The organism is Streptomyces sp. NPDC043854 (assembly GCF_056436005.1).
Genome location: NZ_JBWKDK010000008.1, coordinates 1 through 24608 on the forward strand (window position 1 = coordinate 1; position 24608 = coordinate 24608).

General features: G+C 70.0%; 18 protein-coding genes and 1 pseudogene. 6 read left to right on the forward strand and 13 right to left on the reverse strand.

What is annotated here, in order from left to right:
• Positions 1-78: 78 nt before the first annotated feature.
• From AC068A_RS10040 to AC068A_RS10050, 3 genes and pseudogenes are all read left to right on the forward strand, one after another.
• Positions 79-1050 (forward strand): annotated as a pseudogene (locus tag AC068A_RS10040) (ParA family protein); the annotation flags it as partial.
• Positions 1047-2138 carry a ParB/RepB/Spo0J family partition protein gene (locus tag AC068A_RS10045; protein WP_478583296.1) on the forward strand — a complete coding sequence of 364 codons (1092 nt, stop codon included), beginning with the start codon at positions 1047-1049 and terminating at the stop codon, positions 2136-2138. The pseudogene AC068A_RS10040 and the gene AC068A_RS10045, both read left to right, overlap by 4 nt.
• Before the next feature lie 104 nt (positions 2139-2242).
• Positions 2243-2860 carry a GNAT family N-acetyltransferase gene (locus tag AC068A_RS10050; protein ID WP_478583298.1) on the forward strand — a complete coding sequence of 206 codons (618 nt, stop codon included), beginning with the start codon at positions 2243-2245 and terminating at the stop codon, positions 2858-2860.
• Positions 2861-2969: 109 nt separating this feature from the next.
• On the opposite strand, the gene trxA is transcribed toward AC068A_RS10050, so the two are convergent.
• The 7 genes from trxA to AC068A_RS10085 form a co-directional block, all read right to left on the reverse strand.
• Positions 2970-3311 (reverse strand): thioredoxin, encoded by a 342-nt coding sequence (gene trxA / locus AC068A_RS10055; protein WP_478583299.1) that lies wholly within the window; start codon positions 3309-3311, stop codon positions 2970-2972.
• Between the two features lie 52 nt (positions 3312-3363).
• Entirely contained in the window at positions 3364-4323 is a 960-nt protein-coding gene (trxB, locus tag AC068A_RS10060; RefSeq protein WP_478583301.1) for a thioredoxin-disulfide reductase, read from the reverse strand.
• 127 nt (positions 4324-4450) lie between these two features.
• A complete protein-coding gene (locus tag AC068A_RS10065) occupies positions 4451-5389 on the reverse strand; it encodes an anti-sigma factor family protein (RefSeq protein WP_478583304.1) in 939 nt (312 codons plus the stop codon).
• Positions 5386-6087, reverse strand: coding sequence for an RNA polymerase sigma factor SigM (gene sigM, locus AC068A_RS10070; RefSeq protein ID WP_478583306.1), 702 nt, complete (start codon positions 6085-6087; stop codon positions 5386-5388). Before sigM ends, AC068A_RS10065 begins: the two co-directional genes overlap by 4 nt.
• Before the next feature lie 101 nt (positions 6088-6188).
• The gene (locus AC068A_RS10075) at positions 6189-7919 is read right to left on the reverse strand and encodes a protein kinase family protein (RefSeq protein WP_478583309.1); all 1731 of its coding nucleotides are present in this window, start codon (positions 7917-7919) and stop codon (positions 6189-6191) included.
• A gap of 118 nt (positions 7920-8037) precedes the next feature.
• Complete coding sequence (murJ, locus tag AC068A_RS10080; protein ID WP_478583312.1) at positions 8038-10212, reverse strand: murein biosynthesis integral membrane protein MurJ; 2175 nt, start codon at positions 10210-10212, stop codon at positions 8038-8040.
• Positions 10213-10258: 46 nt separating this feature from the next.
• Positions 10259-12526, reverse strand: a complete 2268-nt coding sequence (locus AC068A_RS10085; protein WP_478583313.1) for a DUF6049 family protein — start codon at positions 12524-12526, stop codon at positions 10259-10261.
• 185 nt (positions 12527-12711) lie between these two features.
• On the opposite strand from AC068A_RS10085, the gene AC068A_RS10090 reads away from it, so the two are divergent.
• Positions 12712-14154 (forward strand): CCA tRNA nucleotidyltransferase, encoded by a 1443-nt coding sequence (locus AC068A_RS10090; RefSeq protein ID WP_478583316.1) that lies wholly within the window; start codon positions 12712-12714, stop codon positions 14152-14154.
• Positions 14155-14217: 63 nt separating this feature from the next.
• On the opposite strand, the gene AC068A_RS10095 is transcribed toward AC068A_RS10090, so the two are convergent.
• The 3 genes from AC068A_RS10095 to AC068A_RS10105 form a co-directional block, all read right to left on the reverse strand.
• Positions 14218-15498 (reverse strand): MFS transporter, encoded by a 1281-nt coding sequence (locus AC068A_RS10095; protein WP_478583319.1) that lies wholly within the window; start codon positions 15496-15498, stop codon positions 14218-14220.
• A 117-nt stretch (positions 15499-15615) separates the two neighbouring features.
• Positions 15616-16698, reverse strand: a complete 1083-nt coding sequence (locus tag AC068A_RS10100) for an inositol-3-phosphate synthase (RefSeq protein WP_360621226.1) — start codon at positions 16696-16698, stop codon at positions 15616-15618.
• Positions 16699-16747: 49 nt separating this feature from the next.
• Positions 16748-17350: a PadR family transcriptional regulator gene (locus AC068A_RS10105; RefSeq protein WP_361093116.1), complete on the reverse strand. Its 603-nt coding sequence runs from the start codon at positions 17348-17350 to the stop codon at positions 16748-16750.
• Between the two features lie 272 nt (positions 17351-17622).
• Here AC068A_RS10105 and AC068A_RS10110 point away from each other — a divergent pair, with 272 nt between their 5' ends.
• Both AC068A_RS10110 and AC068A_RS10115 read left to right on the forward strand, forming a co-directional pair.
• Entirely contained in the window at positions 17623-20169 is a 2547-nt protein-coding gene (locus AC068A_RS10110; protein ID WP_478583324.1) for a transglycosylase domain-containing protein, read from the forward strand.
• An 89-nt stretch (positions 20170-20258) separates the two neighbouring features.
• A complete protein-coding gene (locus AC068A_RS10115; protein ID WP_478583327.1) occupies positions 20259-21719 on the forward strand; it encodes a glycosyltransferase family 87 protein in 1461 nt (486 codons plus the stop codon).
• Between the two features lie 57 nt (positions 21720-21776).
• Here the strand turns inward: AC068A_RS10115 and AC068A_RS10120 are convergent, their stop codons facing one another.
• The 3 genes from AC068A_RS10120 to AC068A_RS10130 form a co-directional block, all read right to left on the reverse strand.
• Positions 21777-22808, reverse strand: coding sequence for an alanine racemase (locus tag AC068A_RS10120; protein WP_478583328.1), 1032 nt, complete (start codon positions 22806-22808; stop codon positions 21777-21779).
• A 66-nt stretch (positions 22809-22874) separates the two neighbouring features.
• Positions 22875-23993 (reverse strand): lipid II:glycine glycyltransferase FemX, encoded by a 1119-nt coding sequence (locus AC068A_RS10125; protein WP_478583330.1) that lies wholly within the window; start codon positions 23991-23993, stop codon positions 22875-22877.
• A gap of 133 nt (positions 23994-24126) precedes the next feature.
• A complete protein-coding gene (locus tag AC068A_RS10130; RefSeq protein ID WP_478583333.1) occupies positions 24127-24441 on the reverse strand; it encodes a hypothetical protein in 315 nt (104 codons plus the stop codon).
• Positions 24442-24608 lie beyond the last annotated feature (167 nt).

Here is a 24608-nt window from a genome sequence, read left to right on the forward strand (position 1 = left end):
GGGGAAGGGGTTGGGCAGGCAACGAACTGGGGGGGGCGGGGGTCAGCCCGGCTCCGGGTTGTCGGGGGGGGGGGGGGGGGTGTGGGGGTTCCAAGGAAACCCCCCCCCCCGCCCCCTGCTGACAACGACACGTTTGCCGGCCGGCCCAACCCGTTCGCGGTCGAGTCGCTGAGGCGTGCCGGCGAGGGTCTGCCCCGGCCGGACCAGACCCGTGTGATCGTCGTTGCCAACCAGAAGGGTGGCGTCGGCAAGACCACGACGACCGTGAACCTGGCGGCCTCGCTGGCGCTCCACGGCGCGCGCGTCCTGGTCATCGACCTCGACCCGCAGGGAAACGCGTCCACCGCACTCGGTATCGATCACCACGCGGACGTCCCCTCGATCTACGACGTGCTGGTCGACAGCAGGCCGCTGCTGGAGGTGGTCCAGCCGGTGGTGGATGTGGAGGGCCTCTTCTGTGCCCCGGCCACCATCGACCTGGCCGGTGCCGAGATCGAGCTGGTCTCGCTGGTGGCGCGTGAGAGCCGTCTCCAGCGGGCCATCCAGGCGTACGAGCAGCCGCTGGACTACATCCTCATCGACTGCCCGCCCTCGCTGGGTCTGCTGACGGTCAACGCACTCGTTGCGGGTGCCGAGGTGCTGATCCCGATCCAGTGCGAGTACTACGCGCTGGAGGGCCTGGGCCAGCTCCTGCGCAATGTGGACCTGGTGCGGGCCCACCTCAATCCGACGCTGCACGTCTCCACCATCCTGCTGACGATGTACGACGGCAGGACCCGACTGGCCTCCCAGGTGGCAGAGGAGGTCCGGACCCACTTCGGCAGCGAGGTGCTGCGGACGAGCATCCCGCGGTCGGTGCGCATCTCCGAGGCTCCGAGCTACGGACAGACGGTGCTCACCTATGACCCGAGTTCTAGCGGTTCCCTCTCCTACCTGGAGGCGGCGCGGGAGATCGCGCTGCGGGGGGCCGGTATCCAGTACGACGCCCGGCACGCCCATATGGGCGCGGGCCTGAACGGCACGCAGAGTGTGGTGGAGGGGATCCAGTGAGCGAGCGACGAAGGGGTCTGGGCCGGGGGCTCGGAGCGCTGATCCCCATGGCTCCGCAGGAGAAAACGCCGGCGGTGATCGGTGCGGGGTCGACCTCGCCGGCGGCGGTGCCGACACTGAACTCGGAACGCGGGATCGCGGCGGCGAAGCTGGCCGTCCTCGCCCAGGCCGATGTTTCACGTGAAACATCGGCGCCGGTCGGGCCGGACCATGCGCCCGAAGAGGCGGAGTCCGCGGTCGGCAGCGTGGTGGGGGCTACGTTCGCAGAACTTCCGGTCGGCGCGATCACACGGAATCCGCGGCAGCCCCGCAAGGAATTCGACTCCGAGGCGCTGGCGGAGCTGGTGACCTCCATCCAGGAGGTGGGCCTGCTCCAGCCGGTGGTGGTGCGGCAGTCCGGTCCGGACCGCTACGAGCTGATCATGGGCGAGCGCCGCTGGCGCGCGTGCAAGGAGGTCGGCCTGGAGCGCATTCCGGCGATCATCCGGGCCACGGAGGACGACAAACTCCTCCTGGACGCGCTGCTGGAGAACCTCCACCGGGCCCAGCTGAACCCGCTGGAGGAGGCCGCCGCGTACGACCAGCTGCTCCAGGACTTCAGCTGCACGCACGACGAGCTGGCGGACCGGATCGGGCGCTCGCGTCCCCAGGTGACGAACACGCTGCGGCTGCTCAAACTGTCGCCGAAGGTGCAGCGACGCGTGGCGGCAGGTGTGCTTCTGGCGGGTCACGCTCGTGCCCTGCTGCCCGTGGCGGACCCCGAGGCACAGGAGGCGCTCGCGGAGCGGATCGTGGACGAAGGCCTGTCGGTGCGCTCGGTTGAGGAGATCGTCTTCCTCATGGGGTCGGAGCCCGAGAGCCCGGTGAAGCCGAAGAGGCCGAGGGCGGGAGCCCGGCTCTCCCCGGCGCTGAGCGAGCTTGCGACGCGGCTGTCGGACCGCTTCGACACCCGGGTGAAGGTGGACCTGGGCCAGAAGAAGGGCAAGATCACTGTCGAGTTCGCCTCGATGGAGGACCTGGAGCGGATTCTGGCGACGATGGCGCCGGGCGAGGGCCGGGTGCTGGAGCAGCGACCGTCCGGAGAGTGAGTTCCTGGCTCCCGAGGGGCGGCTCGTACCGGTAGTGCCGGTGCGGGCCGCCTCTTTTCCTTGTTGCGGTTTCTCCTGATTCGGACCCTGGATACCATGCGCTCATGGGGCGTCGGTTGGTACCACTCACACTGGACAACCTCCAGGACCTGCCTCTGCGTTGCCGGTCCTGCGTATTCTGGGAACTCGATCCCGTCAGCGGTGAGGCCGCAGCCAAGGCGGGGACTCCGGCCCTGGAGAAGGAGGCGTGGATCTCCGCGGTCCTGCTGGAGTGGGGCTCGTGCGGCCGCGTGGTCTATGTGGATGAGGTCCCCGTGGGGTTCGTCCTGTACGCGCCGCCGGCCTACGTGCCCAGGTCCACGTCCTTCCCGACGAGCCCGGTGTCCCCGGACGCGGTGCAGCTGATCACCGCATGGATCATGCCGGGGTATCAGGGGCAGGGCCTCGGGCGGGTGATGGTCCAGACGGTGGCCAAGGACCTGCTGCGGCGGGGCTTCCGAGCGATCGAGGCATTCGGCGACGCGCACTGGGAACGGCCCGCGTGCCTGTTGCCGGCGGACCATCTGCTTGCCGTGGGCTTCAAGACGGTGCGCCCCCATCCGGTGCATCCGCGGCTGAGGTTGGAGCTGCGCTCGACGCTGTCATGGAAGGAAGACGTGGAACTGGCCCTGGACCGGCTGCTGGGCGCGGCGCGCAAGGAGCCTGTTCTGCGCCCCCTGTGAGGAAGGATGGCAGTGAGCGGGGCCCGCTGACCCAACGGTCGGGGTCCGGTGTGCGAAACGGGGCCGCCCCCTTGTCAGGGGCGGCCCCGTTTCACGTGAAACATTGCCGTCAGACGGCCTGGGCCTCGATGAAGGAGTCGAGGTCACGCAGGATGGCGGCCTTCGGCTTGGCGCCGACGATGGTCTTCACGACCTCGCCGCCCTGGTAGACGTTCAGGGTCGGGATCGACATGACGCCGTACTTCGCGGCCGTGGCCGGGTTCTGGTCGATGTTGAGCTTGACGATCTCGATCTGGTCGCCGTACTCGGCCGCGATGGCCTCCAGGGACGGAGCGATCTGGCGGCACGGACCGCACCACTCGGCCCAGAAGTCCACCAGGACGGGCTTGTCGCTCCGGAGGACCTCGGCGTCGAAGTCGGCGTCGGTCACGTTCTTGAGGGTGCCGGCCACAGCGGCCTCCTAATTCTTCCTGCGGGGTGTTGAGGTGGGGGGGTGTCTGGGGTCAGACCGCGGCGTGGGCCTTCTCGGTGTCCGCGAGGACGGCGAGGAAGCGCTCGGCATCGAGGGCGGCGGCGCAGCCCGTGCCGGCGGCCGTGATGGCCTGACGGTACGTGTGGTCCACGACATCGCCGGCGCCGAACACGCCGGTGACATTGGTGCGCGTGGAGGGGGCCTCGACCTTGAGGTAGCCCTCGTCGTCGAGCTCCAGCTGGTCCTTGAACAGTTCGGTGCGGGGGTCGTGGCCCACGGCGATGAACAGGCCGGTCACGCCAAGCTCGGAGGTCTCACCGGTCTTGGTGTTGCGCAGGGTGAGGTGGGAGAGCTTCTGGTCGCCGTGGATCTCGGAAACCTCGCTGTCCCAGGCGAACTTGATCTTCGGGTCGGCGAAGGCCCGGTCCTGCATGGCCTTGGAGGCGCGCAGAGCATCGCGGCGGTGAACGACCGTGACGGACTTGGCGAACCGGGAGAGGAAGGTGGCCTCCTCGATCGCGGTGTCGCCACCGCCGACGACGGCGATGTCCTGGTCCTTGAAGAAGAACCCGTCGCAGGTGGCGCACCAGGACACACCGCGGCCGGAGAGGGCGTCCTCGTTAGGCAGACCGAGCTTGCGGTGCTGGGAACCGGTGGCCACGATCACGGCCTTGGCACGGTGCAGGGTGCCGGCGGTGTCGGTGACGGTCTTGATCTCGCCGGTGAGGTCCACGGACACGATGTCGTCCGGAACGAGCTCCGCACCGAAACGCTCGGCCTGGCCACGCATGTTGTCCATGAGGTCCGGCCCCATGATGCCGTCCTGGAAGCCGGGGAAGTTCTCGACCTCGGTGGTGTTCATCAGCGCACCGCCTGCGGTGACGGCGCCTTCGAAGACCAGCGGCTTGAGCGAAGCACGTGCGGTGTACAGGGCGGCGGTGTAACCGGCAGGCCCGGAACCGATGATGATCACGTTTCGTACGTCGCTCACGGGTCTCTTCCTCGTCTCTGTGGACTGCGCGCTGCTGGCCCTGAGGGGCCGGTGTGGAGTCTCACCCCACCCAACGGATCCTACGGCGCGGGCATTCCCGGGCTGCTCACCCACGAGCCCCAAGCTGTCAGCTTCGAGGGTAGGTCCCGGTCAGCAGGGCCCGGCCCGCGCCGTCCGAGGGGGTGAGCGCACAGTCGGCGCCGACGAGGTAGGCGTCCACCCTGCCGGGGTCGCCGGGATGCGGAAGGACGAGGAGGTAGACCTCGTTGCCCTGATAACTGCCGCGCTCCACGGCGAGCGGGGTCTCGCCGCGCCCGGTGGCGCTCCGGACGCAGGACGGAACCGCGGTGACCTCCGTGCCCGCCCGGTCCCCCGGGGCCGGGGAGGTGTTCTCCAGGCCGTAGGTGCCGTTCTCCTGCTGTTGCACCTGCGGGGAGGCCTTCCTGACTCCCTCTCCCGAGGCCAGCAGGCGACGCACGCTGTCCTGGAGCCCCTGAGCGGTGTACGCGCCGTCGGCAGGGGCCTCGGCGGTGGCGCTCGTGGCGGACTTGCGGGCGGCCGTGTCCGGGGAGCCGCCCAGCAGATTGCCGGCGAGAAGCACTGCCAGCGTGCAGGCGGCCGCTCCGGCGAGACCTGCGATGACCGCGACCCGGCGGCGGGCGCGGCGGCGCCCGGGCCCTGTTGCGCCGACTGGGTGACCGGCGGGCCGGCGCGCGTCCCGCCCGGAGGGTGCGGTGGTCGAAGTTTCACGTGAAACAACACGGTCGGCGTCGGTGTCGGCGGCGGACTCGTCGCCCGATCTAGAGGTCGTGGAGTCCAGGAGTGCCTCGGCGGCGAGGGCTGCGTCGATGCGCCCGGCGATGTCCATGGGCATGCGGGGCGGCCCCGGCAGCGTGCCGAGCAGGCCGCGGATCTCCTCCAGGGAGGCGTGCACGTCGGCACACAGCGGGCACTCGGCCAGATGGCGGCGTACCTCCCCGGTCCGGACCGGGGAGAGGAGTCCCTCGGTCAGGTCGGAGATTTCCGAGACGTCAGGGTGCCGGATCGTGCCGGCTGCGGGAGTCACGTTCGTCCACCTCCGCCCTTCACCGTGTCTGCCCCTGGGGCTGGCTGACTGGGGTCTGCCGCTGGTGGGACGGGTGTCCCCGGCGTCCGGTTCCTTCCCCGCTCCGTGGTGGTGTTATCCCCGGCATTCGAGCGCAGATGAGTGAGCATCGGGACGAGTTTCGCCCGTCCGCGCGCGCACCGGCTCTTCACCGTGCCGACGGGGACGTCGAGGACGCGGGCGGCCTCGGCGACGGAGTATCCCTGCATGTCGACCAGGACGAGAGCGGCCCGCTGGTCGGCCGGGAGGGTGCCGAGGGCGGCCAGCAGCTGGCGGTGGAGGTCCTGGCGCTCCGCGGGTGCCTCGGCGGATTCGTGGGGCTCCAGGAGGCGCTCCAGGCGGTCCGTGTCGTCGAGGGGGGCGGTCCGGCGGGAGGCGGCCTTGCGGGCCCGGTCGAGGCAGGCGTTGACCGTGATGCGGTGCAGCCAGGTGGTAACGGCGGACTCGCCGCGGAAGGTGTGCGCGGCCCGGTAGGCGGAGACGAGGGCGTCCTGCACCGCGTCGGCGGCCTCCTCCCGGTCGCCGAGGGTGCGCAGGGCCACCGCCCAGAGCCGGTCGCGGTGCCGGCGCACGAGCTCACCGAAGGCATCGGCGTCTCCGGCGACGTGCCGGGCGAGCAGGTCCCGGTCGCTGTCCTCGCCGTTCGTTGCGTCGTGCATCACACCTCCCTCCCGGAGGGAGCGTACGGGGCGGGCGGGACGAATACGAGGGTCCGCCGTGCCGTCGGCACAGCGGACCCTCGATGGCTTCAGTGCCCGGACTAGTCGGCCGGTCCGAGCACCCTGATCTCGCTGATGCCGCCCCGCCAGATGCCCCCACCGCCCTCGGCGGGCAGGTTGGTGATGTGGATCACCAGGAAGCGGGTCTTCACCGGAGCGTCGGGTTTGGCCTTCAGGTTCCTCCCCACGACATGCAGCCCGGAGATTTCCTGCGGGAAGTCGGAAATGGCGCGCACGGAGGTCGCCTCGGCGGCGGCCGCACGAACCTCGACCTTGTGGCCCGCGCCGTGCATGTCCGCTTCGACGCCCGTCACCTCCCTGACGCTGCCGAGGTCGACGATGATGCCGCTGCCGTCGTCGTAGGCGTCGAGGTTGCCGAAGTTGGAGGAGAACTTGAACGACAGGGTGATCCACGCCGTATTGCTGTTGCCATCGACGGCCTTGCCGGCGTCGTCGGCCTTGATCGGGTCCTTGCCGAAGACCGTCGCGCCGCTGATGGGAAGCCGCTTGGTCTCCTTGGGCGGCTTCTGGTCCTCGTCCGGCTTGGCGGGCTGCGTGGTGCTCCCGTTGCTGCCGCTGTTGCCCTTGACGCGGTCCAGCAGCGTGTCGGCCAGCTGCCAGCTGCCCAGCCCCAGGGCAGCGATCAGCAGCGCCGCCACGCCCCACTTCAGGACGCGGCCCGTACGGCTCTGCAGCGGGGGCGGAGGCGGGACGGGGATGGGGTGCGAAACGGGTGCACCGGGGCGCGTCGGCGGACGGCCGTAGCTGCCCTGCTGATAGGTGGTCTGCTGGTACTCGGGCGGCGGGGTGAACGCCGGCTCCGGCGGCCGGATGCGCGGCATCGCGGCAACTGCCTTGGCCAGTTCCTCCGGGGTGGTACAGGCGGGCTCCTGGCGGGAGGCGGTGGCCCCGTCGTTGGCGAGCGCGCGCATGGCGAGCTCGCCCAGGCCGCGGTGGACACCGGCGCGGACCTGGTCGGGCGGGAGCAGGCCGACGCCCTTGGGCAGGCCGGAGAGGCCGTACGCGTCGTTCTCGTACGGCCAGCGCTGGGTCAGGGCGGCGTACAGGAGTGCGCCGATGGCTTCGGTGTCCGTGCGCTGCGGGGTGTCGCTCACGATGCCCCGCAAGGCGGCGTTCACGGCGAGGCCGCGGATGCGGTACTGGCCGGTGGAGGTGCGCAGTATGGCGCTCGGCGTCAGGCGCAGGTGGGACAGGCCCTCGCGGTGGGCAGCGGCCATGGCCTGGGAGACCTGGCTGACGAGCTGGTAGGCGTCGTGGGGCTCCAGGGGGCCGGAGGCGAGGACCGCCGTCAGCTCGGTGGCATCGGGCAGCCACTCGTGGACGACGTAGACGAGGTCGTTGTCCTCCACCGCGTCGAGGACCTGGACGAAGCGGGGGTCGCCCAGCAGGGCGGAGGAGCGGGCCGCGGCCAGGACCGCGCGGGCGCGCGGGTGGTCGGCGGGCAGCACGTGGACCCCGACGGCCCGGCGCAGCTTCTCGTCCATCGCGCGCCAGCTGCTGAATCCGTCCAGACGGGTGACGCACTCCTCCAGGCGGTAGCGCCGTGCCAGCTTGTGGCCGCTGTGGAGTTCGGGCGCGGCGGCAGAGGCCGCGCTCCTGCGTTCGCCGTCCTTCTCTGGCATGGGTCCGTCCGCGGCTCGTCCGTTCTGGGTGTCCACCCCGTCGGCCGTGGCCTTGGCCGCATCTGCGACCAGCGGCTGGTCGCCGCCGTTGTCGGCCACGTCGACGGCAGCCGTGCTACGTTCCGCCACCGTCGTTCCTGCCTCCCCATCCGTTACGCGCTGTCGGCCAGTCTGCGAAGCCATGCCAATTGTGCCCACAGTCCGGCGCTATGCACGACACGCGAAGGGGTACGACGGTTGTGCGCATCTAGCGACCCATGCGCCCGCGGACCATTCCGACCATGGCGTTGAGCTCTTCGATCCGCATCCGCTTGGCCGCCAGAAGGAAGACACCGCCCAAGGCGAGGGAGCCGATGACCACCGCAGTGAGGGAACCGAGGACTCCGCTGCCCAGCCACTGGGTGATGGCATAGGCGACACCGCCGGCCACGGCGGCTGCCGGGATGCAGGCTCCGATGAGGCGGGTGTAGGTGCGCCGCACATGGGCGCCGTCCAGGTCCCCGCCGAGCCGCTTGCGCAGGCGCTTCCAGGCGACGCCGACGCCCACGGCGTAGCCGAGGCCGTAAGCGCCGGCCATGCCGACGACCGCCCAGCGCGCAGGGAGGACGAAGAACGCGGCAGCGGAGACGGAGGCGTTGACCGCGGCGACGATGACGGTGTTGTAGAAGGGCGTGCGCGTGTCCTCGTAGGCGTAGAAACCGCGCAGCACCACGTACTGGACCGAGTACGGGATGAGCCCGAGGCCGAAGGCCATCAGGATGTAGCCGATGTTCTGGGCGCCGGCGCCGGCGCCGGCGTAGAGCAGCGTGGCCATGGGGACGCCGAGGGCGAGGAACGCGAAGGCGCACGGCACGATCGCGACGGCCGAGGTGCGCAGCCCATAGGAGATGTCGTCGCGGACGGCGGCGGCGTCCCCGTCGTGAGCGGAACGGGAAATCCGGGGCAGGACGGCCGTCATGACGGAGACGGTAATGATGGCCTGCGGCATCTGCCACAGCAGCAGCGCGTACTGGTAGCCGGTGATGCCGGTGCCGGAGTGGCCCTGCTTCTCGGCGATCGCACCGGCCCAGGTGGCGAGCTGGGTCACCACGACCAGGCCGATCTGGTTGGCGAGGACGAAGAAGAACGTCCACTTGGCCAGGCCGGCCGCCTTGCCCAGGCCGTGGCCCTTCCAGTCGAAGCGCAGCCGCGGAGAGAACCCGGCGTCGCGCAGGTACGGCAGCATCGCCAGGGCCTGGACGGTGAGGCCCAGGAGGGTGCCGATGCCGAGCAGGCGCACGCCCTCCGGGGTGACCGTGGCGGCGCTGACGCCGGAGGTGGTGAACCCGCCGAAGGCCCAGATGAACGCGCCGAAGGTGGCGATGGCCACGATGTTGTTGAGGACCGGGGTCCACATCATCGCGCCGAACCGGCCGCGGGCGTTGAGGATCTGACCGAGCACCACGTGCACGCCCATGAAGAACATGGTGGGCAGGCAGTAGCGGGCGAAGGCGACCGCGACGTCCATCTGGGCCGGGTCGGAGGCGATCTTCGGCGACATCATGGTGATGAACACCGGCGCGGCCAGCACACAGATCGTGGTGACGGCGGCGAGCAGGACGACGACCAGGGTCAGCAGCCGGTTGGCGTACGCCTCGCCCCCGTCCTCGTCGTTCTTCATGGCCCGCACGAGCTGGGGGATGAAGACGGCGTTCAGGGCGCCGCCGCCGACCAGCACGTAGATCATCGTCGGCAGCGTGTTGGCGATCTGGTACGTGTCGTTGAAGGTGCCGACGCCGATGGCGGCGGCGACGACCAGGGTCCGCAGAAAGCCGGTGATGCGGGAGACGATCGTCCCGGCGGCCATCAGCGCACTGGACTTGAGCAGACCGGCCGCACGGCCGGCCGGCTTGCTCGGCGCAGGGGCCGCGACGGGCGCGTCCTCGACGGGGGCGCCGGGCGCCGCCTGCTGGTCCTTGTACAGGTGGGCGAAGGCGTCGGGCTCGACCTCCTCCTCCGCCGCGCTGGTGACCAGCGAGTCCACGCCCACGAACTGCGTGGTGGCGGGGCGGTCGCCGTACGGCAGGTGGCGGGACGGGCCGTCCGGCTCGGGCGGCGGGGTCTGGGCCCACACCCGCGGGTCCGGGCCCTGCTGCGCAGTCCGCGGTGCTGCGTAGAGCGGGCCTGGGTCCTGGAAGGTCCCCGGCGGCGGCGGGGGGTGCGAAGCCCGGTCGTAGAGGACCTCGGCGACCGGGTCCTGGGCCGACAGGTCCTGCGACCGGTACGGGTCGTGGTCGTAGGCGTCCTGGAGGTACGGGTCGCGGTCCGCTGCGGGACCGGGCACGGGAACCTGTCCGGGCAGCCTCGTGTCCGGGTCGGCGCCCGAGGAGGGCGCGGGCGCGCCAGTGCCCTGCGCGCGGTCACCGTCGTACGGCGCGTTCATTGAAACCCCACCTCATCGTCCCAGGCCCGGCCGGCCACGGCATCGCTCAACGGTCCACTGTCTCACCCGCGCCGGACGGGCTGGTGCTTTGCGGTCCGGTGTCCGGGGTCTCGTCACTCGGCTGCGTGCTCTCCTCCGCAGCGGCCGCCCGGGCCGCGACGCGCTTGCGGCTGGCGTACATCTTGACGCCTGCCAGGACCAGGAGCAGCACCCCGCCGGCGATGACCAGCATCACAGTCGGTGTGATCTCGGTGGCCTCGACGGTGAACCTGCGCTCCTTGCCGTAGGGCACACCGTCGGTGGTGAAGAGCTGCGCGGTGACCTCGACAGGGCCGCTCGCCGTGGCGTTGGCAGTGAACTTGACCGTCTGGCTGTGGCCGCCCTGGACGGTGACTTCCTGCTCCGCCTCGCCGCCGTCGCCGAACATCAGGCGGGTCGGGTTGGCGGACTTCACCCGCAGGACGAGGTTGTGGACGTCTTGGACGAGGCTGTTCTGGACGCTGACCGGGATGGTCGCGCTGTGTCCGGACAGGGTGGCGTCGGACTTGGGGACGACCTTGACCTTCTCGGTCAGGCCGATGAGGTACTCCTGCACCTGGTTGCGGTAGTGCCCGGCGTCCTGGGGGCGCCCCCGCCAGGAGGTGGACATCTCGCGGTTGGTGGTGTTGCCGAACGGGATCTCGACGCGGTCGGGCGAGGTCAGGATGACCTTGAAGTGGTCGAGGGTGTTCTGGGTGGTGCGGATCTTCTCGAAGGCGGCGACGGGCAGCTCGGTCTTGCGCAGCGCCTCGGGGTACTGGCCGGCGCCCGGGACCTGGGTGTTGACGCCGGCGTCGGGCTTGGCCGCGGCGGCGGTGTCGAGGTCCACGGGCTGCGTCCAGCGGCCCGCCTGCAGGGCCCGCAGGGCGTCGGCCATCGACTGCGCCTGGCTGGCGCTGGGCATCCGCTGCGGGGTGACGACGAAACTGCGCTGGTTGTCGGTCTTCTGGAGGTTGAGGGCCAGGCTGTGGGCGAGGAAGCGCTGGACGGCCAGCGTGGAGTTCCCGGCGTTCAGCATGTCGCCCTCGAAGGCGGTCGACAGGTCGGCGTCGGCGACGACGGCGGTGGTGCCCGCGCCGATGGGGCGGGACGCCGACGGGGTGTAGCCGAGGGCGCCGGTCTCCTGGAGGCTGTCGCTGCGGGCGAGCACATGGTGGGCGCCCGCAGAGGTGGCGACGTTGACGATCGACGGGTCGATGGCGCCGTCCACAGGCCAGGAGAAGTCGGTGGACGGGGTGACGTGCAGGACGGTCTCCACCGCCTGCTTCGCCTTGTCGGTGGCGGGCCGCAGCTGGCCGAGGGTGCCGGAGACGTCCTTGCCCTGGTGGGCGAGGGAGGCGATGTCGGGGTCGGCGAACGGCAGCGCGACGACCTTCTTGCCCTGGACGGCCGCTTCGAGTGAGCTCAGCCACTGCTCGGCGACGGCCTTGTTCTGGCCCTGGACGATCTTTCCGTCCGGGGTGCGGTACCGGTAGCCCTTGGTCATGGCGTCGACCGTGTACAGCAGGTCCGGATCGATGACCCAGGTGATCGGCAGCTCCTTGCCCAGCGAGACCATCCGCTCCAGCCGGCCGCCGGTCCTGAGCTCCTCGGCGAGGGAGTCGTCGAGGAAGACGGGCGTCTGCACCTCGTCCGAGCCGGTTTCCGCGGTCGGCCGCGTGGTGGAGACCAGCGGCCACAGGTAGGTCAGCTGGGAGCGCTTGGCGGCGGGCTCCGGCTGCCAGGGCAGGAAGGTCCGCTTGATGCCCAGGACCTGCTCGTAGTTCCGGCTCTCGGTCTCCCCCGACAGCGAGACGCCCAGCTGGTACACGCCCTCCTTGTCCAGCTCCAGCTTGTTCACCGGGATCGAGAGGGTGAACGTCTGGCTGGCCTTGGAGGGCAGTGACGCGATCTTCGAGGAATAGGCCTGGTCGACCTCGCCCGGGTCCGTGCCGGCCCGGAACCCTGCCCGCTCCGCCGCCTCGTCGATCGAGGCCCGGTCCCCGAGGGCGGGTCCCACCCGCAGGCCGACGTGGGCGCCCGTGATCGTCTCGCGGCCGGTGTTGACCACGGTGCCCGAGATCGTGAGGGTGTCGCCCTTGACCGGGGCGGCAGGGGTCAGGGTGCTCAGCTGGATGTCGACCGTGCCGGCGTCGGCGGCCTGCGCCCGGGGCGCGGGTGCGGAGACGAGAGCGGCGAGGACGGGCGTCCCGGCCAGCAGGACGGCGGCACGCCGCAGCCAGCGGCGCCGGGCAGGAGCGGGGGACGCCCCCTGGATGTCTGCCGCCTCGGCCACGCGCTAGCCCGTCCCTCGAAGTGTCAGTGGTCGTCGTGTGTGCGTCCAGGAATGGTAACGAGACCCGCTGCGTGCGAGTGCCGCGCCTTGCTCCACATGATCGGGTTCGCCCCACGGGCGCCGGAGGGCGGGGTGGCCGCAAACCCGGGAGCCCCTGCCGGGCCGGGCACGTACCCTTTTCTGTTGTGCCGAACGCCAACGAAGACAACTCCAGTGCCCTGAGTCAGCTGCAGCGCCGCGCGGTCAGCGAACTGCTGCAGGTTGCCCCTGTCGCCGACGAGCTCGGCCTCCGCTTCCGGGAGGCGGGCTTCAACCTCGCCCTCGTCGGCGGGTCCGTACGCGACGCGCTGCTCGGGCGTCTCGGCAACGATCTCGACTTCACCACCGACGCCCGCCCCGAGGACGTTCTGAAGATCGTCCGGCCGTGGGCCGACTCGGTCTGGGACGTCGGTATCGCCTTCGGCACCGTCGGAGCCCAGAAGGCGGGCTTCCAGATCGAGGTGACCACCTACCGCTCGGAGTCGTACGACCGGACCTCCCGCAAGCCCGAGGTCTCCTACGGCGACTCGATCGAGGAGGATCTCGTCCGCCGCGACTTCACCGTGAACGCGATGGCGGTCGCGCTGCCGGAGAAGGTGTTCGTGGACCCGCACGGCGGCCTGGAGGACCTCCGGGCGCGCGTGCTGCGCACCCCCGGCACGCCGGAGGAGTCCTTCTCCGACGACCCGCTGCGAATGCTGCGTGCGGCGCGTTTCGCCGCGCAGCTCGACTTCGAGGTCGCCCCCGAGGTCGTCACGGCGATGGAGGAGATGTCCGGGCGGATCGAGATCGTCTCGGCGGAGCGGGTGCAGGGCGAGCTGAACAAGCTGGTGCTGTCCGCGCACCCCCGCAAGGGCTTGGGCCTGCTCGTGGACACCGGGCTGGCCGACCACGTGCTGCCCGAGCTGCCCGCGCTGCGGCTGGAGCGGGACGAGCACCACCGGCACAAGGACGTCTACGACCACTCGCTGATCGTGCTGGAGCAGGCGATCGACCTGGAGGACGAGGGCCCGGACCTGGTCTTGAGGCTCGCGGCCCTGCTCCACGACATCGGCAAACCCCGCACCCGCCGGTTCGAGATCGACGGCCGGGTCTCCTTCCACCACCACGAGGTGGTCGGGGCCAAGATGGCCAAGAAGCGCATGACCGCGCTGAAGTACTCCAACGACATGATCAAGGATGTCTCCCGGCTGGTGGAGCTGCACCTGCGGTTCCACGGCTACGGGGAGGGCGAGTGGACCGACTCGGCGGTGCGGCGCTACGTCCGCGACGCCGGCCCGCTGCTGGACCGGCTGCACAAGCTGACCCGGTCGGACTGCACCACCCGTAACAAGCGCAAGGCCAGTGCCCTCTCGCGCACGTACGACAGCCTGGAGGAGCGGATCTCGCAGCTCCAGCAGCAGGAGGAACTGGACGCGATCCGGCCGGACCTGAACGGTAACGAGATCATGCAGGTGCTGGGCGTGGGCCCGGGCCCGGTGATCGGGAAGGCCTACGCGTTCCTGCTGGACCTGCGGCTGGAGAACGGCCCCATGGAGCGGGACGCCGCAGTCGCCGCGCTCAAGGAATGGTGGGCCGCGCAGGCCTGATGCACGGCTGCCCGGGGCGATGTTTCACGTGAAACGCCGCCCCGGGGATTCCGCGGAGCGGCTTCAGGGCCGTGTTTCACGTGAAACACGGCCGTGGCGCCCGAGGTAGGCGGCGGTCAGCGCGTAGATCACGGAGACGCTCACGATGAGCACCGCGGACTGCCCGTCGGGGGGGAGCATCAGCGAGGACACGACGGCTGCGAGGACGAAGGCGACGTTGAACAGCACGTCGTAGACCGAGAAGACCCGGCCGCGGAAGTCGTCGTCCACCCGGGACTGCAAGACGGTGTCGGTGGCGATCTTGGCGCCCTGGGTGGCGAGGCCGAGGACGAACGCCGCGACGAGCATGGGGCCTGGCAGAAAGAACAGGCCGAGCGCGGGAACCAGCACGGCGGCCGCGGCCGAGCAGGCGGTGATCGAGCCGAGGGTGCCCAGTCGGCCCACCAGCCAGGGCGTGACGACGGCGGCAGCGAAGAACCCGGCCCCGGAGACGCCGACCGCGATTCCCAGCAGGGCGAGCCCGTCGGACTCGTTGTCCGACCAGGAGTAGCGGCAGAGCATCAGCAGGGTGACCGTGAGGGCCCCGTAGCAGAACCGCATCAGGGTCATCGCGGTGAGCGCCCGCGCGGCCTCGCGCCGGTGGGCCAGGTGCCGCAGCCCCTCGGTCATGCCCCGCACGGTGAGGGCGATCCCCTCGGCGACCGTCGGGTGGACCACGTCGGGGCGGTGGTCGGGCCCCAGCAGATCGGCCGCCAGACGCAGCGAGACCAGTGCCGCGCAGAGGTAGAGGCCGGCGCCGAGCAGGACGACGACGGCGTTGGAGTCGGAGGCCAGGAGCCGCAGCAGGAAGGCCAGCCCGCCGCCGGCGGTGGCAGCGAGGGTCCCGGCGGTGGGAGAGAGCGCGTTGGCGGTGACCAGCTGGTCGGGGGCGACCACGTGGGGCAGGGAGGCGGCGAGCCCGGCCAGGACGAACCGGTTGACCGCGGTCACGGACAGGGCCGAGGCGTAGAAGAGCCAGTCCGGGACGTGCGCGACGATCAGCACGCCGGTGATGCAGGCGAGGAGGGCCCGCAGCAGGTTGCCGTAGAGGAAGACCTGGCGGCGGCGCCAGCGGTCCAGGAGCACCCCGGCGAACGGGCCGATCACGGAGTACGGCAGCAGCAGGACCGCCATGGCCGAGGCGATCGCCGCGGGCGAGGTCTGCTTCTCCGGGGAGAACACCACGTAGGTGGCGAGAGCGACCTGGTAGACGCCGTCGGCGGCCTGGGAGAGCAGCCGAACGGCGAGCAGGTTGCGGAAGTCCCTCAGGCGCAGGAGTACGCGCAGATCACGTACGACAGGCATGAGGGCAAGGGTCACACACGCGGAGGGTCCCTGGGCAGATTGCCCGGAGACCCTCCGCGGAAGAACAGTCGAAGACCAGGTGTCCGGGGACTCCCGGTGCCTCGCGCAGCGTCGTGCTTAGCGCTCGACCTCGCCCTTGATGAACTTCTCCACGTTCTCCAGAGCCTCGTCGTCGAAGTACTGGACCGGCGGGGACTTCATGAAGTAGCTGGAGGCCGACAGGATCGGGCCGCCGATGCCGCGGTCCTTGGCGATCTTCGCGGCGCGCAGGGCGTCGATGATGACACCGGCGGAGTTCGGGGAGTCCCACACCTCGAGCTTGTACTCGAGGTTCAGCGGGACGTCGCCGAAGGCACGGCCCTCGAGGCGGACGTAAGCCCACTTGCGGTCGTCGAGCCACGCGACGTAGTCGGACGGGCCGATGTGGACGTTCTTCTCGCCCAGGTCGCGGTCGGGGATCTGCGAGGTGACGGCCTGCGTCTTGGAGATCTTCTTCGACTCGAGGCGGTCGCGCTCCAGCATGTTCTTGAAGTCCATGTTGCCGCCCACATTGAGCTGCATGGTGCGCTCGAGACGGACACCGCGGTCCTCGAACAGCTTCGCCATCACGCGGTGCGTGATGGTGGCGCCGACCTGCGACTTGATGTCGTCGCCGACGATCGGGACACCGGCCTCGGTGAACTTGTCGGCCCACTCCTTGGTGCCGGCGATGAAGACCGGGAGGGCGTTGACGAAGGCGACCTTGGCGTCGATGGCGCACTGGGCGTAGAACTTCGCCGCCTCTTCGGAGCCGACGGGCAGGTAGCAGACCAGAACGTCGACCTCGCGGTCCTTGAGGACCTGGACCACGTCGACCGGGGCCTCGGAGGACTCCTCGATCGTCGCGCGGTAGTACTTGCCCAGGCCGTCCAGGGTGTGGCCGCGCTGGACGGTCACACCGGAGGGCGGGACGTCGCAGATTTTGATGGTGTTGTTCTCGCTGGCGCCGATGGCGTCCGAGAGGTCGAGGCCGACCTTCTTCGCGTCGACGTCGAACGCGGCGACGAACTCGACGTCACCGACGTGGTAGTCGCCGAACTGGACGTGCATCAGCCCGGGGACCTTGGACGCCGGGTCGGCGTCCTTGTAGTACTCGACGCCCTGCACCAGCGAGGCGGCGCAGTTGCCCACGCCGACGATGGCTACGCGAACCGAACCCATTCCGGTTGCTCCCTGTTTGTTCTCGGACGAGGCCTGCGAGGTGCAGGCCTCACTTTGCGGTTTCGTCGGGCGGACCGGGTCGTCTCAGATCCCGTCCCGCCCGCTCACTCTCGATGAGCTCGTTCAGCCAGCGCACTTCGCGCTCCACGGATTCCATTCCGTGCCGCTGCAGCTCAAGCGTGTAGTCGTCGAGGCGCTCCCGCGTGCGGGCGAGCGAGGCGCGCATCTTCTCCAGGCGCTCCTCGAGTCTGCTGCGGCGGCCTTCGAGGACCCGCATGCGCACGTCCCGCTCGGTCTGGCCGAAGAAGGCGAACCGGGCGGCGAAGGTCTCGTCCTCCCATGTGTCGGGGCCCGTGCGGGACAGGAGCTCCTCGAAGTGCTCCTTGCCGGCCGCCGTCAACCGGTAGACGATCTTGGCGCGGCGCCCTGCGAGTGAAGCGGCGAGAGCGTCCTCCGGGGCATTGCCCGGCTCCTCGGCCAGCCAGCCGTTGGCGACCAACGTCTTGAGGCAGGGATAGAGCGTCCCGTAGCTGAACGCCCGGAATACCCCCAGCGAGGTGTTGAGCCGTTTGCGCAGCTCATAGCCGTGCATGGGGGACTCGCGAAGCAGGCCGAGGACGGCGAACTCGAGGATGCCTGAGCGCCTGCTCATCCGCCTGCCTCCTTCGCTTCTGAGTTTTTATACCGAGCTGATGTATCGGCTCGATACATCCAGACGATAGAACGGGCCGTCTCCGGCGACAAGTGGCGATCTCGTGACCGGCATCACATCACTGATTCGCGCGATGCGAGTTGCCCGATTTCGGGTGAACTTCGGCACTGTTCGGGTTTTGGGCGTGCGTAGTCTTTGCGGCAGGACACCGGGGGAACCGGAATTCAGCAGCCGCTTCCAGGCCACTCGCCTGCCCGAGGAGTAGTCGTTCGATGAGCGAGCACCGCCGCAAACCGCCGCAGCCCGAGGGCAGCGGACGTGCCGCTGCCCGCCGGGCCGCCCAACAGCGCCCCGGACGGGGTGCCGGGCCTGCACGCGACGTCCCCACGGCGTCGTACAGCGGGCCGTACACAGACCCCCGCGGCCACGGCAGCCGTGCAGAGGCGCGCCGGGCAGCCCAGCGCGGATCCGGAACCCGGGGACGGGGTGCGGGCCGCCCCGACAAGCGGTTCATCAACTACCCGCGCTCCGACAAGGACGGCTGGCAGCGCTTCATGCCGTCGTGGAAGCTGGTGGGCGGTACGGCCCTGGGCTTCTTCGCCGTGATTACGGCAGGGGCCGGCATCGGCATCGCCGCGGTGAGCACGCCCGACCCGAACCTCGCCGCGCAGGCCCAGAACAACGTGTTCTTCTGGGACGACGGAACCCAGATGGTCGCCACCGGCGGCACCATGAACCGGCAGATCGTGCCCATCGACAAGATCCCCAAGTCGATGCAGAACGCCGTGATCGCCGCGGAGAACGAGTCCTTCGAGACGGACAAGGGCGTCGACCCGATGGGTATCGCCCGCGCCGTGTGGAACATGGCCAAGGGCGGCTCCACCCAGGGCGGCTCGACCATCACCCAGCAGTACGTGAAGAACACGTACCTGGACTCGGACCAGACCCTGAAGCGCAAGGTCACCGAGCTCTTCATCTCGATAAGGCTGGGTGTGACCGAGGAGAAGGGCAAGATCCTCGCCGGCTACCTCAACACCGCCTACTACGGGCGCGACGCCTACGGCATCCAGGCGGCCGCGCGTGCCTACTTCGGCAAGGACTGCTGGAACCTCACGCCCTCCGAGAGCGCCTTCCTGGCCTCCGTGCTCAAGGGCCCCAACCTCTACAACCCGGATGGCGGCATCGGGCCCACGGCCACCCCCGAGGAGAACACCAAGCGGGCCCAGCTGCGCTGGGCCTGGGTCCTGGACCGCGAGGTCGCCGTCGGCCGCATGGAGAAGTCGGAGCGGGAGCAGTACAAGGAGTTCCCCAAGCTCGTCGACTCCGAGCAGGCCCGCAGCCTCTCCGGCCAGACCGGCTACCTGGTCGAGACGGCCAAGCAGTACGTCATGAAGGTCGCGAAGATCACCCCGGAGCAGATGGCCAGGGGCGGCTACCAGATCAAGACCACCTTCCAGAAGCCGAAGGTGGACGCCCTGGCCAAGGCGGTCGACGAGACCCGCAACGACTTCCTCGACGAGAAGGCCCGGCCCGAGTACGACTCCTTCGTCCAGTTCGGCGCGGCGTCGGTGGACGTCAAGACCGGCGCGATCGTGGCCCTGTACGGCGGCCCGGGAATGGACAAGAAGTACTTCAGCAACAACGCCAACACCATCGGTGTCCCGGTCGGCTCGACTTGGAAGCCGTACGTGCTGGCGGCGGCGATGGAGTACGGCACCCAGAACTCCAAGGGTCAGGGCATCTCGCCCGACAGCAAGTACATGGCCAACGACCTCACGGTGATCAACAACCGTGAGGGCAAGCCGCTGCGCGACTCCTCCGGCAATCCCTTCCGGCAGAAGAACGAGAGTGAGTACCCCTACGGCTACGTGACCCTCGACGAGGCGATGGAGAAGTCCATCAACGTGCCGTTCGCGCAGCTCGTCTTCGACGTCGGCCACACCAAGGTCCGCGAGGTGGCCAAGGCCACGGGCATCCTCGAGGACTCGATGAACCCGAACAACGACGCCTCGTTCGCCCTGGGCACCTCGACCCCGAGCGCCATCCGCATGGCCGACTCGTACGCCACCTTCGCGGCGTCCGGAGTCCACCGCGAGCCGTTCTCCGTGCACAGCGTGCAGAAGGACGGCAAGGACCTGCCCGGCTTTGAGCCGCCCAAGGAGCAGCGGGCGATGGACGACACCATCGCCGACAACGTCACCAAGGTGCTCCGCAACGTCGTCGAGAAGGGCACCGGCACCAAGGCCAGGAAGCTCGGCCGGCCGGCGGCCGGCAAGACCGGTACCACCGACTTCAACAAGTCGGCCTGGTTCGTCGGCTACACCCCGGAGCTGTCCACCTCGGTCACGCTCTTCCGTACCGACCCGAACTCGCCGGACAAGAAGCTGATCTCCATGAAGGGCGTGGGCGGTACCGACTCCATCCACGGTGGCGACATCCCGGCCGTGATCTGGACCGCGTACATGAAGGAAGCGCTCAAGGGCACCCCGGTCAAGGACTTCCCCGAGCCCGACAAGATCGGTGTGATCGCGGACTCCGCCGGCGCCCCCTCGCCGAGCCCCTCCGTCTCCTCCTCGCCGTCCATGTCGGTGTCCCCGTCGCCCTCGACCTCCCTGTCCCCGTCCCCGTCGCCCTCCAGGGGCGGCAAGCCGTCCTGCAGGCCGTGGCAGCTGTACTGCATCCCCGACAGCGGCGGCACCACCGGCGGAAGCAGCGACACCGGCGGCGGATCCACCGGATCGCCGTCCCCGACACCATCGGTCAAGCCGGGCCGCCCAGGCGGTAGCACCAGCTGGGGAACCCTCACGGACGGGGGCTGACCGCGCCGCGTCCCCTGACCGGAGGAGGGCCGCCGCATCCGTCGCGGCGGCCCTCCCGCGTGCCCGGCGCCGTACGGCAGGATGAGCGCATGACGAAGGTGCAGGAGGACCGGCTCGTACTGCCCACCCGGCAGGACGAGGTCGCCGCGGCGGGCAGCGAGTTCATCGGCGGCCCGATCGGCCGCCACGCCAGACTGGGCGGCCACTGGCTGCACCCGGTCCGCGTCGTGGTGCTGGTCGCCCTCGGGATGTTCGCGCTCGGCATGGTGCAGAAACTGCCCTGCTACGACTGGGCGTGGTTCCGGGGCGCCGGGTCCCAGTACACCCACGCCTGCTACTCCGACATCCCGCACCTCTTCGTCGCGCGCGGCTTCGCCGACGGCCTCACCCCGTACTTCGACCGCCTCCCCGGCGACATGGAGTACCTCGAGTACCCCGTGCTCACCGGCCTGTTCATGGAGGTCGCGTCCTGGCTGACACCGGGCGGCGGCTCCATGCAGCACCGCGAGCAGATGTACTGGATGGTCAACGCCGGGATGCTGATGAGCTGCGCCGCGGTCATCGCCGTGTGCGTCGCCCGCACCCACCGCCGGCGGCCCTGGGACGCGCTGCTCTTCGCGCTCGCGCCCGCCTTCGCGCTCACCGCGACGATCAACTGGGACCTGCTGGCCATCGCCCTGACCGCCGCGGCCATGCTCATGTGGTCCCGCGGCCGCCCCCTGCTCTTCGGCGTCCTCGTCGGCCTGGCCACCGCGGCGAAGCTCTACCCCGTCCTGCTGCTCGGGGCACTGTTCGTGCTGTGCTGGCGGGCCGGGAAGTGGCGTGCCTTCGGCGCGGCGACCCTGGGCGCGGCCGCCTCCTGGCTCGTGGTGAACCTGCCCGTCATGCTGTTCGCCTGGGACGGCTGGAAGAAGTTCTACACCTTCAGCCAGGAGCGGCCGATCGACTTCGGCTCGGTGTGGCTGCTCATCTCCCAGCGCTCCGGCAACCCCCTGAACGACGCCAACACCTATGCGACGGGCCTGACGCTGCTGATGTGCGCGGCCATCGGCCTGCTCGCGCTCATCGCGCCCCGCCGCCCGCGCTTCGCGCAGCTGGCCTTCCTGGTCGTGGCCGCCTTCATCCTGGCCAACAAGGTCTACTCGCCGCAGTACGTGCTGTGGCTCATCCCGCTCGCGGCGCTGGCCCGGCCGCGCTGGCGGGACTTCCTGATCTGGCAGGCCACCGAAGTCGTGTACTTCCTCGGGATCTGGTTCTACCTGGCCTACACGACCAGTGGCGACAAGCACCAGGGCCTGCCCACGGAGGGCTACCAGCTGGCCATAGCCGCCCACCTGCTGGGCACGCTCTACCTGTGCGCGGTCGTGGTGCGCGACATCCTGCTGCCCGAGCGGGACGTCGTACGCCGCGACGGGTCGGACGACCCCTCCGGCGGTGTCCTGGACGGGGCCGAGGACGTGTTCGTGCTCGCGGACGCGGCGAGGGCGCCGCAGGAAGCGGCGCCCTCGGAGGGACAGCGGGTCCGCTGGGGCACGGCCCCCGGGGACTGACGGCCTCGGGGCCGGTTCGGTCCTGATCCGGGCGGACCAGGACCGAACCGGCCCGGATCAGGCGTCGACGATCCGGTCGAACTGCGTCGTCGTGTGGCGCAGGTGCGCCACGAGCTCGTCGCCGACCTTGGGCTCGGGCGAGTCCGACGGCACGAACAGGATCGAGACCTGCATGTGCGGCGGCTCGGCGAACCAGCGCTGCTTGCCCGCCCACACGAAGGGCGAAAGGTTCCGGTTCACGGTGGCCAGGCCGGCCCGGGCCACGCCCTTGGCGCGCGGCATGACACCGTGCAGGGCCTTGGGGGCCTCCAGGCCCACTCCGTGGGAGGTGCCGCCGGCCACCACGACGAGCCAGCCGTCGGAGGCGGCCTTCTGCTGCCGGTAGCCGAACCGGTCGCCCTTGGCCACCCGGGTGACGTCCAGGACGCTGCCGCGGTACTCGGTCGCCTCGTGGTCCCCGAGCCACAGCCGGGTGCCGATACGGGCCCGGAAGCGGGTCTGCGGGAACTGCTGCTGGAGCCGGGCCAGGTCCGCGGACTTCAGGTGGCTGACGAACATGGTGTGCAGCGGCAGGCGGGCCGCACGCAGCCGGTCCAGCCAGCCGATGACCTCCTCGACCGGGTCCGAGCCGTCCGGGCGGTCCAGCGGCAGGTGCAGGGCGAAGCCCTCCAGCCGTACGTCCTCGATCGCCGCGTGCAGCTGGCCCAGGTCCTGCTCGGAGATGCCGTGGCGGCGCATCGAGCTCATGCACTCGATGACCACACGGGCGCCGACCAGGCCGCGGACCCCGTCCAGCGAGGCCACGGAGCGGATCACCCGGTCCGGCAGCGGGACCGGGTCCTCACCCCGCCGGAACGGGGTGAGGACGAGCAGGTCGCCGCTGAAGAGGTCCTTGATGGTGGCGGCCTCGTACGTCGTGCCGACGGCCAGGATGTCCGCGCCCAGGTGGGTCGCCTCCTCGGACAGCCGCTCGTGGCCGAAGCCGTAGCCGTTGCCCTTGCAGACCGGGACCAGGCCGGGGAACTGGTCCTGGATCTGCTTGTGGTGCGCACGCCAGCGCGCGGTGTCGACGTAGAGCGTGAGCGCCATGCCCGTCCGGAGCCTCTCTGGAATGGCTGCCTGAAGCAGCGGTGCGGTAGGTGGGGGTGCGGCCGGTCAGCGACGCGACATGTAGATGTCGAGCGCCTTGTGCAGCACCTTGTTGAGCGGGAAGTCCCACTCGCCGACGTACTCGACGGCCTCGCCGCCCGTACCGACCTTGAACTGGATCAGGCCGAACAGGTGGTCGTTCTCATCCAGCGTGTCACTGATACCGCGCAGGTCATAGACGCTCGCCCCCAGCGCGTACGCGTCGCGCAGCATGCGCCACTGCATCGCGTTCGAAGGCCGCACCTCGCGCTTGTGGTTGGCGGAGGCGCCGTACGAGTACCAGACGTGCTGGCCGACGGTGATCATGGTCGCTGCGGCCAGCGCCTCGCCCTCGTGCTGGGCGATGTAGAGCCGCATCCGGTTCGGGTCCTCGGCGTTGAGGGCCGTCCACTGGCGCTGGAAGTAGCTGAGCGGGCGCGGGCGGAACTTGTCGCGCTCGGCCGTGATCTCGTACAGGTGCTGCCAGGTGTGCAGGTCGTCGTAGCCGCCCTGGACGACCTCGACGCCGGCCTTCTCGGCCTTCTTGATGTTGCGGCGCCACAGCTGGTTGAAGCCCTTGAGGACGTCGTCCAGCGAGCGGTTGGCGAGCGGCACCTGGAAGACGTAGCGGGGCTGGACGTCACCGAAGCCGGCGCCGCCGTCCTCGCCCTGCTGCCAGCCCATGCGGCGCAGCTTGTCGGACACCTCGAAGGCGCGGGGCTCGATGTGCGAAGCCTCCACGTCGCGCAGGCGCTTGACGTTCGGGTCCTGGATGCCGGCCTTGATGGCGGCGGAGTTCCAGCGGCGGATGACGACGGGCGGGCCCATCTTCACGGTGAAGGCGCCCTGGCGCTTGAGGTGCGCCAGCATCGGCTGGAGCCATTCCTCCAGATTCGGGGCGAACCAGTTGATGACGGGGCCCTCGGGAAGGTAGGCGAGGTACCGCTTCACCTTGGGCAGCTGGCGGTACAACACGAGTGCGGCACCGACGAGTTCGTCGTTCTGGTCGAACCATCCGAGGTTCTCGGAACGCCACTCGTTCTTCACGTCGGCCCACGCCGGGACCTGGCAGTGGCTAGCCGAGGGCAGGCTCTGGAGGTAACCCAGATGCTGCTCTCGGCTGATGGTCCTCAGGGACAGGCTCATGCGGGGCGTCTCCTCCGGCGGCTTCGCTGGCTATGGCGCGAAGCCTACTGCGACAAGGGCGCCACCCATCTGGGGGACGGGCCCTATCCGGGCCGGTCGGGGGGGCCGGCGCCCTGTCGCGAAGGTGCCCCGGTCAGCCCAGCAAGCCGCCGAAGAGACCGCCGTGGGCCATGCCGAGGTAGAAGCCGAGGCCCGATGCGCCAAGGCCGATGATCAGCGCGAAGCGCTCGCGTGTCGTTTCCGAGACGAACTGTCCGTATGCGCCGGTCAGGATCCCGACCAGTCCGGTCCACGAGGTGAGCAGGTGCAGATTGTCGAAGAACGCTGTGATGCATGCCACGGCGCCGCAGACGAGGGTGACCGCCATCAGGGTGTCCTGCAGCGGATGGGGCTTGCCATCGGTCGAGAGGAGCGAGATGGGGGGCTGGGAGCGCATTGCCTGTGCCATCGGTGGGCACCTCCTGGCTGAAGCAGTCCGGTGCTGCGGTGCTGCCACCGGGCCGGGGGCATAGCACCGAGCACACCCGATGCCTACAGATTGTGGCCCCTCTGCGCCGGATTTCAACCGGAAGGAGGCGGCGGGGTAGTCTGTACGGTCTGCGCGGTGTCTGCTCT

What these genes read in the sequence shown, in the direction of transcription:
- AC068A_RS10050 (WP_478583298.1), top strand. Translation starts at nt 2,243, where the DNA reads ATGGGGCGTCGGTTGGTACCACTCACACTGGACAACCTCCAGGACCTG.
- sigM (WP_478583306.1), bottom strand. Translation starts at nt 6,087, where the DNA reads ATGCACGACGCAACGAACGGCGAGGACAGCGACCGGGACCTGCTCGCC.
- murJ (WP_478583312.1), bottom strand. Translation starts at nt 10,212, where the DNA reads ATGAACGCGCCGTACGACGGTGACCGCGCGCAGGGCACTGGCGCGCCC.
- AC068A_RS10095 (WP_478583319.1), bottom strand. Translation starts at nt 15,498, where the DNA reads ATGCCTGTCGTACGTGATCTGCGCGTACTCCTGCGCCTGAGGGACTTC.
- AC068A_RS10100 (WP_360621226.1), bottom strand. Translation starts at nt 16,698, where the DNA reads ATGGGTTCGGTTCGCGTAGCCATCGTCGGCGTGGGCAACTGCGCCGCC.
- AC068A_RS10105 (WP_361093116.1), bottom strand. Translation starts at nt 17,350, where the DNA reads ATGAGCAGGCGCTCAGGCATCCTCGAGTTCGCCGTCCTCGGCCTGCTT.
- AC068A_RS10110 (WP_478583324.1), top strand. Translation starts at nt 17,623, where the DNA reads ATGAGCGAGCACCGCCGCAAACCGCCGCAGCCCGAGGGCAGCGGACGT.
- AC068A_RS10115 (WP_478583327.1), top strand. Translation starts at nt 20,259, where the DNA reads ATGACGAAGGTGCAGGAGGACCGGCTCGTACTGCCCACCCGGCAGGAC.
- AC068A_RS10120 (WP_478583328.1), bottom strand. Translation starts at nt 22,808, where the DNA reads ATGGCGCTCACGCTCTACGTCGACACCGCGCGCTGGCGTGCGCACCAC.
- AC068A_RS10125 (WP_478583330.1), bottom strand. Translation starts at nt 23,993, where the DNA reads ATGAGCCTGTCCCTGAGGACCATCAGCCGAGAGCAGCATCTGGGTTAC.
- AC068A_RS10130 (WP_478583333.1), bottom strand. Translation starts at nt 24,441, where the DNA reads ATGGCACAGGCAATGCGCTCCCAGCCCCCCATCTCGCTCCTCTCGACC.